General features: G+C 61.0%; 12 protein-coding genes. 9 read left to right on the forward strand and 3 right to left on the reverse strand.

What is annotated here, in order from left to right; translation table 11 throughout:
• Positions 1–10: 10 nt before the first annotated feature.
• Entirely contained in the window at positions 11–625 is a 615-nt protein-coding gene (locus AB1J88_RS04790; protein WP_041067268.1) for a GNAT family N-acetyltransferase, read from the forward strand.
• Here the strand turns inward: AB1J88_RS04790 and AB1J88_RS04795 are convergent.
• Together AB1J88_RS04795 and AB1J88_RS04800 are read right to left on the reverse strand one after the other, a co-directional pair.
• Positions 591–1484, reverse strand: coding sequence for a LysR substrate-binding domain-containing protein (locus tag AB1J88_RS04795; protein WP_430290368.1), 894 nt, complete (start codon positions 1482–1484; stop codon positions 591–593). The two genes, AB1J88_RS04790 and AB1J88_RS04795, sit on opposite strands and share 35 nt — an antisense overlap.
• An 85-nt stretch (positions 1485–1569) precedes the next feature.
• Positions 1570–1806, reverse strand: coding sequence for a hypothetical protein (locus AB1J88_RS04800; protein WP_041067263.1), 237 nt, complete (start codon positions 1804–1806; stop codon positions 1570–1572).
• A gap of 183 nt (positions 1807–1989) precedes the next feature.
• Here AB1J88_RS04800 and AB1J88_RS04805 point away from each other — a divergent pair, with 183 nt between their 5' ends.
• Together AB1J88_RS04805 and AB1J88_RS04810 are read left to right on the forward strand one after the other, a co-directional pair.
• Positions 1990–2547 carry an NADPH-dependent FMN reductase gene (locus AB1J88_RS04805; protein WP_430290369.1) on the forward strand — a complete coding sequence of 186 codons (558 nt, stop codon included), beginning with the start codon at positions 1990–1992 and terminating at the stop codon, positions 2545–2547.
• A 162-nt stretch (positions 2548–2709) separates the two neighbouring features.
• A complete protein-coding gene (locus tag AB1J88_RS04810) occupies positions 2710–3993 on the forward strand; it encodes an arsenic transporter (RefSeq protein WP_430290370.1) in 1284 nt (427 codons plus the stop codon).
• A gap of 131 nt (positions 3994–4124) precedes the next feature.
• Here AB1J88_RS04810 and AB1J88_RS04815 read toward each other — a convergent pair whose 3' ends face one another.
• A complete protein-coding gene (locus AB1J88_RS04815; protein ID WP_430290371.1) occupies positions 4125–5075 on the reverse strand; it encodes a DUF1853 family protein in 951 nt (316 codons plus the stop codon).
• A gap of 115 nt (positions 5076–5190) precedes the next feature.
• On the opposite strand from AB1J88_RS04815, the gene AB1J88_RS04820 reads away from it, so the two are divergent.
• The 6 genes from AB1J88_RS04820 to pepN are packed head-to-tail and all read left to right on the forward strand — an operon-like array spanning position 5191 to position 11706.
• Entirely contained in the window at positions 5191–6081 is an 891-nt protein-coding gene (locus tag AB1J88_RS04820; RefSeq protein ID WP_003224174.1) for an NAD(+) kinase, read from the forward strand.
• The gene (locus AB1J88_RS04825; RefSeq protein ID WP_430292660.1) at positions 6078–7052 is read left to right on the forward strand and encodes a metallophosphoesterase; all 975 of its coding nucleotides are present in this window, start codon (positions 6078–6080) and stop codon (positions 7050–7052) included. Before AB1J88_RS04820 ends, AB1J88_RS04825 begins: the two co-directional genes overlap by 4 nt.
• A complete protein-coding gene (locus tag AB1J88_RS04830; protein ID WP_041067247.1) occupies positions 7049–7918 on the forward strand; it encodes a rhomboid family intramembrane serine protease in 870 nt (289 codons plus the stop codon). The genes AB1J88_RS04825 and AB1J88_RS04830 overlap by 4 nt, the downstream gene beginning before the upstream one ends.
• A gap of 32 nt (positions 7919–7950) precedes the next feature.
• Positions 7951–8211 (forward strand): YeaC family protein, encoded by a 261-nt coding sequence (locus AB1J88_RS04835; RefSeq protein ID WP_003224178.1) that lies wholly within the window; start codon positions 7951–7953, stop codon positions 8209–8211.
• Positions 8208–9038, forward strand: a complete 831-nt coding sequence (locus AB1J88_RS04840) for a DUF2797 domain-containing protein (protein ID WP_086792766.1) — start codon at positions 8208–8210, stop codon at positions 9036–9038. The genes AB1J88_RS04835 and AB1J88_RS04840 overlap by 4 nt, the downstream gene beginning before the upstream one ends.
• 10 nt (positions 9039–9048) lie before the next feature.
• Complete coding sequence (gene pepN / locus AB1J88_RS04845) at positions 9049–11706, forward strand: aminopeptidase N (RefSeq protein ID WP_430290372.1); 2658 nt, start codon at positions 9049–9051, stop codon at positions 11704–11706.
• Positions 11707–11843: the final 137 nt, after the last annotated feature.

Here is an 11843-nt window from a genome sequence, read left to right on the forward strand (position 1 = left end):
TTTTCCGAGTATGCAACCGGTCATGAATCCAAAATACCCAGGGTTGTCGGTGCGCGTCGCCGACGATGGTTTTGCGGCGTACATCTGGGGCAGCGACTTCAGTTTCGAGGTGGCTGCGTATGGCGCGGCAGTCATTGGCCAGCCGGTCGAGCGCTGGGCGGTGACGCCGATCGTGCCGTACCGCAAGTGCTACGGCATCGATCCTGAAGAGTTCAGCAGCTATCGCGACGCCGCCGACAGCGCGATCTTCATGGCTTATCTGGATGACGAACCGGTCGGCCATCTGGTGATCAGCACCAACTGGAACGGTTTTGCCCACATCGATGAATTGGCGGTGCACGCACCGGCACGCCGCCATGGCGTCGCCAAGGCGTTGCTGGATGTCGCGCAGTTCTGGAGTCGCAAGAAGAAGCTGCCGGGGATCATGCTCGAGACGCAGAACAACAACCTCGGTGCGTGTCGTTTGTACGAACGTTGTGGCTACGAGATTGGCGGTATCGACCATTTGCGTTATCGCGGGATAGACCCGAATACCGCCGAAATTGCGCTGTTCTGGTACCGACTGTTCGACAACCCGCTGGAAAACCCGCTCAGCTCGCCAGCATCCCCTCGGCTTGTTCCGTGACGATCGCCAACAGCGTTTGAATCGCGGCCGGTATGGCGTTGTGTCGGTAGCTCAGGGCATATAGGCTGATCGGCACCGCCGGTGACAACGGGCAGACGTCCAGGCCACCCGCCCGTGCACCGAGCGCAGTGAACGGGTCGACGATGGCCAGGCCTTCGCCGGCCTCGACCATGCTGCGCATCATCTGGTGGGTTTGCACCCGGGTCTGGATGCTCGGCGCCGGGCGCAGGGCCTGGAGCTTGTTCTCCAATGCCGGACTCAGCGGGTCGTGGCCTTCAAGGCCGACCATTGCCTGGCCGGCGAGATCCTGCAGGGAAATGTACTTCTGCTTCGGTTGCAGCCAGCCGTGCGGTGCGAGCAGTTGCAGTTTGCCGTGGGCCAATGGCTGGCAGTGGATGTCGGGGTGTTCCGGATCGTGCAGGCTCAGGCCCAGATCGCTTTCGCGCAGCAGCAGGCTGCGAACGATGTCGCACGTGGGCGAGCTGAGCAAACGGCAGGGCGCGTCGGGCAAACGTCGGCGCAACAGCGCGATGCTTTGCGGCAACAGCAGTTGCGCCAGCGGCGGGGTGCCGATGATGCGCAGGGGCGGAGCGAGGTATTGCTTGAGGCTGCTGGCCAGGCGCTGCACCGGCTCCAGCGCCTGATAGACGTGAGCGATTTCCACCTGCAGCGCCCGCGCTTCGGGCGTTGATTGCAATCGACCGCGCACGCTGGCGAACAGCATGAACCCCAACTCGCTCTCGGCTTCGCGCAAACGCTCTTCGACGTCAGTCACCGGGAGCTGCAGCCATTCGGCGGCGGTGCCCAGGTGACCGGTCTGCAAGAGCGCCTGAATCACTTCGATATGACGTAAACGCATGCGTGAAGTCCATGTTCAGCAGGTGGGGTCAGTGGCTGAATCCTACCCCAAGTCTGCGCATATGACTTCTGCTCATAACGCGCGGTTATTGAGCGACGGTTGGCTCGGGTTCGCGGATCAGGGTGATGTCCGACTGAACCAGCAAAAACTCATTGTCGCTGAGCTTCTTGACTCGATCGCCAATCGCCAGTTTGTAGGTGGTGACAGGCTCCATGCCGGTGAAACCGTCTGCCGACGGGGTGGATTCCTGGAACTCATGCACGGAATAAACGCGGCCTTCCGCATCTCTTGCATGGAACTGACCGACGAGTACTGCTGCCATCTGCTTAGAACCTCTGGAGATAAAACGCTTGATTTGCGGCTTGGTAGACCGCCATCAAGCCCTGTAAGTTTTCCTGCAGGAAAAAAATAATCAGCGCGCAGGAATTTCCCTTGCTCGCTGGTGAAACTGTCATCGAATCATCTATAACTACTGGCTCTTCCCACGGACAGTCGAGAGTCTTCCATGAGCAATGTCTACAACGTCGCTGTAGTCGTCGGCAGCCTGCGCAAAGCATCGATCAACCGCAAAGTCGCGCTGGCACTGGCCGAGCTGGCACCGGCGAAACTGAAACTGAAGATTGTCGAAATTGGCGATCTGCCGCTTTACAACGAAGACATCGACGGCGATTCACCGCCGGCAGCCTACAGCACTTTCCGCCAGCAGGTGGGCTCTTCCGACGCGGTGCTGTTTGTCACCCCGGAATATAACCGCTCGGTGCCGGCGCCTTTGAAGAATGCGATTGACGTGGGTTCACGGCCTTATGGCAAAAGCGTCTGGAGCGGCAAGCCGGGGGCCGTGATCAGCGTGTCGCCGGGAGCCATTGGCGGTTTTGGCGCCAACCAGCATCTGCGCCAGTCTTTCGTGTTTCTCGATGTGCCGTGCATGCAGCAGCCGGAAGCGTACCTGGGCGGTGCGGGCTCGGCGTTTGACGAGGCGGGCAAATTGAGCGAGTCGGTCAAGCCGTTCCTGCAAAATTTCATCAATGCGTATGGGAAATTTGTGGAACAACACAAAAAATAATCGGGTCAGAGCTGCGGCTTGAGAAAATCCTGTGGGAGCGAGCCTGCTCGCGAAAGGGCCATCAGCCACACCTCTCGTGGTGACTGACAGTCCGCTTTCGCGGGCAGGCTCGCTCCCACAGTTGTGTGGTTTGGTTTATTTCATTCATTAAGGCTGTCGCGAATGCTCGCTGCGTCACTGATCTTCCTGCTGACCATCACCCTTGTCATCTGGCAACCCAAAGGCCTCGGCGTCGGCTGGAGCGCGACGCTCGGCGCCGTGCTCGCATTGATCTTCGGCGTCGTGCACCTGAGCGATATTCCGCTGGTGTGGCAGATCATCTGGAACGCCACCGGCACCTTCGTCGCACTGATCATCATCAGTCTGTTGCTCGACGAAGCGGGATTCTTCGCCTGGGCCGCGCTGCATGTGGCGCGCTGGGGGCGGGGCAGTGGGCGCAAGCTGTTTGCCTACATGGTGCTGCTCGGCGCGCTGGTGTCGGCGCTGTTCGCCAATGATGGCGCGGCACTGATCCTCACGCCGATCGTGATTTCGATGCTGCTGGCGCTGCGCTTTTCCCCGGCGGCAACCCTCGCGTTCGTCATGGGCGCCGGTTTCATCGCCGACACCGCGAGCCTGCCGCTGGTGGTGTCGAACCTGGTCAACATTGTTTCGGCGGACTTCTTTCACATCGGCTTCAACCGCTATGCGGCGGTGATGGTACCGGTCAACTTCGTCAGCGTGGCCGCGACCCTGGGCGTGCTGCTGTGGTTCTTCCGCCGCGACATTCCCAAGGCCTACGACCCCGAACAGCTCGAACAACCGCATACGGCGATCCACGACAAGGCCACGTTCTACGCCGGTTGGGTGGTACTGGTGATCCTGTTGATCGGCTGCTTCTTCCTCGAACAGCTGGGCATCCCGATCAGCGCGATCTCGGCGGTCTGCGCTGCATTGCTGCTGGGGATCGCTGCCCGTGGTCACAAGATCTCCACGCGCAAGGTGCTCAAAGAAGCGCCGTGGCAGATCGTGATTTTTTCGCTGGGCATGTACCTGGTGGTCTATGGCCTGCGCAATGCCGGGCTGACCGGCTACTTGGCCGGCTGGCTGGATGTGTTCGCCGGTTATGGCGTGTGGGGCGCGGCGCTGGGCACTGGGGTACTGACAGCGCTGTTGTCGTCAATCATGAACAACCTGCCGACGGTGCTCATCGGTTTGCTGTCAATTGATGCCAGCCAGGCGAGCGGTGTGGTCAAGGAAGCGATGATTTATGCCAACGTGATCGGCAGCGACCTGGGGCCGAAAATTACCCCGATCGGCAGTCTGGCGACGTTGCTCTGGTTGCATGTGCTGGCGCGCAAGGATATCCGGATTGGCTGGGGGTATTACTTCAAGGTCGGAATTGTGCTGACGGTGCCGGTATTGTTGATTACCTTGGCGGCTTTGGCGTTGCGGTTATCCCTTTAGACCGAGTTGATCCCATCGCTGGCAAGCCAGCTCCCACAGGTTTTGTGATGCGGCTCAGAAAGTGAGCACACAGAAGATCCCTGTGGGAGCTGGCTTGCCAGCGATGGGGCCGGTGCAAACACCGCAAAATCTCAGGCCTGGCCCGGCACATTCGGCCAAAGATCCGCCACCAGAAACAACCGCTCCGCCTCTTCCCATTCACCCCGGGCATTCTCGGTCAGGCGCACCATCAGTTGCGCCGGAGCCATCGGTTCCAGGGTGTCCAGCCACCTCTGCAGGTGTTCAGTGCTCCAGGTCTGATCTGCCGGGTAGTGGGCCGGTGCCAGCCACGCATGGCGGGGCAGCGGTTGCCAGCGTCCGGCCGGGCGCTGGGCGACGAACGCCGGCCAGTCCTTCTGATGCAACCAACTGCCGCGCAGATGCTGCGGATGCGCCCCCTTCGGCGGCTCGGCGTGACCGGGCCACGGGTACAACAGGTAGCCGCCCAGCCACAACTGCGCACTGAACACTTCGATATCCAGCGTGGCCAGTACCGCACGGCTTTCCGGGCGCGCCGAGATCGGCAGCTGGTGTTCGGCCAGATGCGCCAGTTTGCGGTCCAGTCGATCGTGGCAACCCGGCCCCAGCCACTGCGCCGGGTCGTGGCCGTCGCCATTCTGCGGGCCGAGATAGAGCTTGATCGCCAGTTCCAAGTGATGCACGCCGTCGCGGTCGCGCAGCAGCATGTCCAGTTCACCGAGGGTGTGGCCTTCGCGGCGGATCGGCAGGTTGGCGGCAATCAGTTCGATGCCCGGCGCATGCTCCACGGCAAACTGCCACAACCGCTCGTAATACAGGCCCAGCCGCCGCGTGCGCGCCTGCGACAGCCAGTGCAGCAAGCCATAACTGTCACGATCGAGTTGCCGCAGCCACTGCTCCATTCGCGCCGGATCGCTGACCCAATCGCTGCCGGCCAACGGATGGCGCTGTGGCCACGGCGTCGCCGCGAGCATCGGCGGCGCGAGAATCACCCACGCCAGATCCCGCACTTCCGGATGGCGTAATTGATGTGGCAACTGGAGAAGGTCGGGAAACAGGATCATCTTGCGAGCATAGCCTGAAACACGCGCGCACCCTTGAGGCTGAAAGGATTTTGTCTATGGCGGGCTTTCGCCCATAATCGTGCTTTTCGCGTTTTCGATTGTCCGCAGAGGTCCCATGGAGCAATTTCGTAATATCGGCATCATCGGTCGCCTGGGCAGTTCCCAGGTGCTGGATACCGTCCGCCGACTGAAACGCTTTCTGCTCGATCGTCACCTGCACGTGATTCTCGAAGACACCATCGCCGAAGTCCTGCCGGGCCACGGCCTGCAAACCTCGTCGCGCAAGATGCTCGGCGAAGTCTGCGACATGGTCATCGTCGTTGGCGGTGACGGCAGCCTGCTCGGTGCCGCTCGCGCGTTGGCCAAGCACAATATTCCAGTGCTGGGGATCAACCGTGGCAGCCTCGGTTTTCTGACGGATATTCGCCCCGATGAGCTGGAAGTCGAAGTGGCCAAGGTGCTCGACGGCCACTATCTGGTAGAAAACCGTTTCCTGCTGCAAGCCGAAGTCCGCCGCCACGCCGAGGCCATCGGCCAGGGCGATGCGCTGAACGATGTGGTGCTGCACCCGGGCAAATCGACGCGGATGATCGAGTTCGAGCTGTACATCGACGGCCAGTTCGTCTGCAGCCAGAAGGCCGACGGCCTGATCGTCGCCACCCCGACCGGTTCGACCGCTTACGCGCTGTCGGCGGGTGGCCCGATCATGCATCCCAAGCTCGACGCCATTGTGATCGTGCCGATGTACCCCCATATGTTGTCGAGCCGGCCAATTGTGGTCGATGGCAACAGTGAGCTGAAAATCGTCGTGTCGAAAAACATGCAGATCTACCCGCAGGTCTCCTGCGACGGGCAGAACCACTTCACTTGCGCGCCGGGCGACACCATCACCGTCAGCAAGAAAGCCCAGAAGCTGCGGCTGATTCATCCGCTCGACCACAATTACTACGAAGTCTGCCGGACCAAACTCGGCTGGGGCAGCAAGCTGGGTGGTGGAGGCGACTGATGCTCGATCCCGCGCGCAGTTATGACTTGATTGGTGACGTGCACGGATGCGCCCTGACCCTCGAACACTTGCTTGACCGTCTCGGTTATCACAAGCAGGGCGGGGTCTGGCGGCATCCATCGCGCATGGCCGTGTTCGTCGGCGACATCATCGACCGTGGTCCGCGGATCCGCGAAGCCCTGCACATCGTCCACGACATGGTCGATGCCGGGCAGGCGCTGTGCATCATGGGCAATCACGAATTCAACGCACTGGGCTGGAGCACGCCGGCGCTGCCGGGCAGCGGCAAGCAGTTCGTGCGCGAACACACGCCGCGCCATGCACGCCTGCTGCACGAAACCCTGACCCAGTTCGAAGACCATCCGGGCGACTGGCATGACTTCCTCAACTGGTTCTACGAACTGCCGCTGGTGGTCGATGCCGGACGATTCCGCGTGGTGCACGCCTGTTGGGATGCCAGCCTGATCGAACCGTTGCGCGGGCTGTTCCCCGATGCGCGTATCGACGAGCACTTTCTCCAGGCCTCGGCCGTGCCCGGCAGTTTTGCCTGCACGGTGTTCGACCGCTTGCTGCGCGGCACCGACATGCGCCTGCCGGATGGCCTGACCATGACCAGCGGCGACGGTCTGGTGCGTTCGTTCTTCCGTACCAAGTTCTGGGAAGACGATCCGAAAACCTACGGCGACATTGTCTTCCAGCCGGATGCACTGCCGGAGCCGGTGGCGCAGAAGCCGCTGACCTCCAGCGAAAAAAACAACCTGCTGCGCTACGGCATCGACGAGCCGTTGTTGTTCGTCGGCCATTACTGGCGCAGCGGCAAACCGGCGCCGATCCGCCCGAATCTCGCGTGTCTCGATTACAGCGCGGTGCTCTACGGCAAACTGGTGGCCTATCGTCTGGATCAGGAAACACGCCTGGATCCGCATAAATTTGTCTGGGTCGATGTCGAGCGGCCGGAGGTGCTGCAATGAGTGCGGTAGCGGTATTGCGTCTGCCACTGGCGGTGGATTTGAGTGGTTTCGTCAAGCTGCTGCAACGGATGCAGGTGCCGCATCGGGTCAGTGAAGAGGCGGGCGAGCAGGTGCTGTGGGCCCCGGCGGAAATCAGCGAGGACGTACGTTCGCTGTACGAGCGCTTCCCGGCCGGCGATCCCGATCAGCAACTGGACATCCCGCTGGCGCCGACCTTCAAGCGCCCGAGCTTCGCCGAGCAACTCAAACACGCCAAGGCCACCGGATTGATCCTGCTGCTGAGCCTGCTGGTCGGTGGCCTGACCTATCTGGGCGACAACCTCGAAACGATCCGCTGGCTGACGTTCCTCGACTTTCGCGTGGTCGGCGAGTACATCCAGTTCACCCCGCTGGCCGACAGCCTGGCGGCGGGGCAGTGGTGGCGCCTGTTCACGCCGATGCTGCTGCATTTCGGCATCCTGCACCTGGCCATGAACGGCATGTGGTACTGGGAGCTGGGTCGGCGCATCGAGTCACGTCAGGGCAGCATCAATCTGCTCGGTCTGACCCTGTTGTTCAGCCTGGTGTCGAACTACGCGCAGTTTGCCTGGAGCGGCCCGAGCCTGTTCGGCGGCTTGTCCGGCGTGCTTTACGGACTGCTCGGCCACTGCTGGATTTTCCAGTTGCTGGCGCCGAATCCGGCGTATCGCCTGCCGCGTGGCGTGCTGGTGATGATGCTGGTGTGGCTGGTGATCTGCATGTCCGGGCTGGTCTCGATGATCGGGTTCGGCCAGATTGCCAACGCCGCCCACGTCAGCGGGTTACTCATCGGATGCTTCACCGGTTTGTTGGGCGGTTTGTATAACCGCCGTAAACTGGCCGCCTAACATTTCAGTGAATAAAGAGCACGGAGACCCAGATGTCCTCTTTTAACGACATGATCAAGAACATCACCCCGGACATCTACGAGAGCCTGAAACTGGCCGTGGAAATCGGTAAGTGGTCCGACGGCGGCAAACTCACCGCCGAACAGCGCGAGCTGTCGCTGCAGGCGATGATCGCCTGGGAAATCCAGAACCTGCCTGAAGACCAGCGCACCGGTTACATGGGCCCGCAGGAGTGTGCGTCGAAGTCGATCGAAGTGCCGAACATCCTGTTCAAGTCGGATGCCATCCATTGATCGAGATTGGCCGCGGTGCAATCAGTAAAATGTCGGCGCGCCTGGACGGGCCGAATGTGCAATACGCGTTTCGTCTGGATGACGTCGAGGTGCCGGTCAACCCCATGATCGGCACCACGGTGCGTCTGGAGTACCTGGGGGCGATTCATTGCACCCATTGCGGGCGCAAGACCAAAACCAGTTTCAGTCAGGGTTACTGCTACCCGTGCATGACCAAACTGGCGCAGTGCGACCTCTGCATCATGAGCCCGGAGCGCTGCCACTTCGAGGCCGGCACCTGCCGTGAGCCAGCGTGGGGCGAAAAATTCTGCATGACCGATCACGTGGTCTATCTGGCCAACTCGTCGGGGATCAAGGTTGGCATCACTCGTGCTACCCAGTTGCCGACCCGCTGGCTGGATCAGGGCGCGAGTCAGGCGCTGCCGATCATGCGCGTCGCCACACGTCAGCAGTCGGGCTTCGTCGAAGACCTGTTCCGCAGTCAGGTGGCCGACAAGACCAACTGGCGCGCCTTGCTCAAGGGCGATGCGGCGGCGGTGGATCTGGCGCAAGTACGCGATCAGCTGTTTGAAAGCTGCGCCGAAGGCTTGCAAGGTCTGCAACAGCGATTCGGCCTACAGGCAATTCAGACGATTGCCGATGTAGAACCGCTCGAAATCCGCTATCCGGTCGAGCAATACCCGGCCAAAATCGTCAGCTTCAACCTGGACAAGAACCCGATTGCCGAAGGCACGCTGCTGGGGATCAAGGGTCAGTACCTGATTTTCGACACCGGCGTGATCAACGTTCGTAAATACACGGCCTATCAACTCGCCGTGCATCAATAAGGATTCCAGCATGCGCACCGAACAACCGAAGATGATTTACCTGAAGGACTATCAGGCGCCCGAGTACCTGATCGACGAGACGCACCTGACCTTCGAGCTGTTCGAGGACCACAGCCTGGTCCACGCGCAACTGGTGATGCGCCGCAACCCGGAGCGTGGCCCGGGCCTGCCGCCACTGGTACTCGACGGCCAGCAGCTGGAACTGCTGTCGGTGACCCTGGCCGACCAGGAACTGAGCGCCGGCGATTATCAGCTGACTGAAAACACCCTGACCCTGCAGCCGGCCAGCGCCAGCTTCACGGTCGACACCAGCGTCAGAATCCACCCGGAAACCAACACCGCGCTGGAAGGCCTGTACAAGTCCGGCACGATGTTCTGCACCCAGTGCGAGGCCGAAGGCTTCCGCAAGATCACTTATTACCTCGACCGCCCGGACGTGATGAGCAAGTTCACCACCACGGTGGTCGCCGAGCAGCACAGCTACCCGGTGCTGCTGTCCAACGGCAACCCGATCGCCTCCGGCCCGGGCGAAGACGGCCGGCATTGGGCGACCTGGGAAGACCCGTTCATGAAGCCGGCGTACCTGTTCGCGCTGGTGGCCGGTGATTTGTGGTGTGTCGAAGACACCTTTACCACCATGACCCACCGTAATGTCGCGCTGCGCATCTACGTCGAGCCGGAAAACATCGACAAGTGCCAGCACGCGATGAACAGCCTGAAGAAGTCGATGCGCTGGGATGAAGAGGTCTACGGTCGCGAGTACGACCTGGACATCTTCATGATCGTCGCCGTCAACGACTTCAACATGGGCGCGATGGAGAACAAGGGTCTCAACATCTTCAACTCCAGCGCCGTGCTGGCCCGCGCCGAAACCGCCACCGACGCCGCGCACCAGCGGGTCGAGGCGATCGTTGCCCACGAATATTTCCACAACTGGTCGGGCAACCGCGTGACCTGCCGCGACTGGTTCCAGCTGTCGCTCAAGGAAGGCTTCACCGTGTTCCGTGACGCCGGTTTCTCCTCGGACATGAACTCGGCCACGGTCAAGCGCATTCAGGACGTGGCGTACCTGCGTACCCACCAGTTCGCCGAAGATGCCGGTCCCATGGCCCACGCGGTGCGACCGGACAGCTTCATCGAGATTTCCAACTTCTACACCCTGACCGTGTACGAAAAGGGCTCGGAAGTGGTCGGCATGATTCACACCCTGCTGGGCGCCGAAGGCTTCCGCAAGGGCAGTGACCTGTACTTCGAACGCCACGACGGTCAGGCCGTGACCTGCGACGATTTCGTCAAGGCCATGGAAGACGCCAACGGTGTCGACCTGACCCAGTTCAAGCGCTGGTACAGCCAGGCCGGCACACCGCGTCTGGCGGTCAGCGAGTCCTACGACGCTGCGGCGAAAATCTACAGCCTGACCTTCCGTCAGAGCTGCCCGGAAACCCCGGATAAAGTGGAAAAACTGCCGTTCGTGATCCCGGTCGAACTGGGCCTGCTCGACAGCAAGGGCAACGAGATTGCCCTGCGTCTGGCCGGTGAAGCGGCAGCGCAAGGTACCAGCCGTGTGATCTCGGTGACTGAAGCCGAGCAGACGTTCACCTTCGTCGACATCGCTGAACACCCGCTGCCATCGTTGCTGCGTGGTTTCTCGGCGCCGGTCAAACTGAGCTTCCCGTACAACCGCGACCAGTTGATGTTCCTGATGCAGCACGACAGCGATGGCTTCAACCGCTGGGATGCCGGTCAGCAACTGTCGGTGCAGGTCCTGCAGGAACTGATCGCGCAGCAGCAGAAGGGCGAAAGCCTGGTGCTCGACCCGCGTCTGATCTCGGCGCTGAAAACCGTGCTGTCCGATGAGTCGCTGGATCAGGCCATGGTCGCTGAAATGCTTTCGCTGCCGAGCGAAGCGTATCTGACCGAAATCAGCGAAGTGGCAGATGTCGAGGCGATTCACAGCGCCCGCGAGTTTGCCCGCAAGCAACTGGCGGACAACCTGTTTGAAGCGCTGTGGCTGCGTTATCAGGCCAACCGCGATTTGTCGAAGCAGACGCCGTACGTGGCCGAAGCCGAGCACTTCGCCCGTCGTGCGTTGCAGAATATTGCGCTGTCGTACCTGATGCTCAGCGGCAAGCCGGAAGTGTTGGCCGCTACGCAAGAACAGTTCGAAAACAGCGACAACATGACCGAGCGCCTGACTGCGCTGGCGGTGCTGGTCAACTCGCCGTTCGAAGAACAAAAGGCCAAAGCGCTGACAACTTTCGCCGAGCACTTCAAGGATAACCCGCTGGTCATGGATCAGTGGTTCAGCGTGCAGGCCGGCAGCACGTTGCCGGGCGGTCTGGCACGGGTGAAGGCGTTGATGCAGCACCCGGCGTTCAACATCAAGAACCCGAACAAGGTGCGTGCGCTGGTCGGTGCGTTTGCCGGGCAGAACCTGATCAACTTCCACGCCGCCGACGGTTCGGGCTACCGCTTCCTCGCGGATCTGGTGATCGAATTGAACGGCTTCAACCCGCAGATCGCCTCGCGGCAACTGGCGCCACTGACCCGCTGGCGCAAATACGACAGCGCCCGTCAGGCGTTGATGAAGGCTGAGCTGGAGCGGATTCTGGCTTCTGGGCAGTTGTCGAGTGATGTGTACGAAGTGGTCAGCAAAAGCCTGGCGTAACGCTCGCCTGATCAATATTTCAGGCGAACACAGAACCCTGTAGGAGCTGTCGAGTGAAACGAGGCTGCGATCTTTTGATTCTGGTTTTTTAAATCAAGATCAAAAGATCGCAGCGTGCCGCAGCTCCTACAGTTTGT

The organism is Pseudomonas sp. S8 (assembly GCF_050473925.1).
Lineage (GTDB): Bacteria > Pseudomonadota > Gammaproteobacteria > Pseudomonadales > Pseudomonadaceae > Aquipseudomonas > Aquipseudomonas parakoreensis.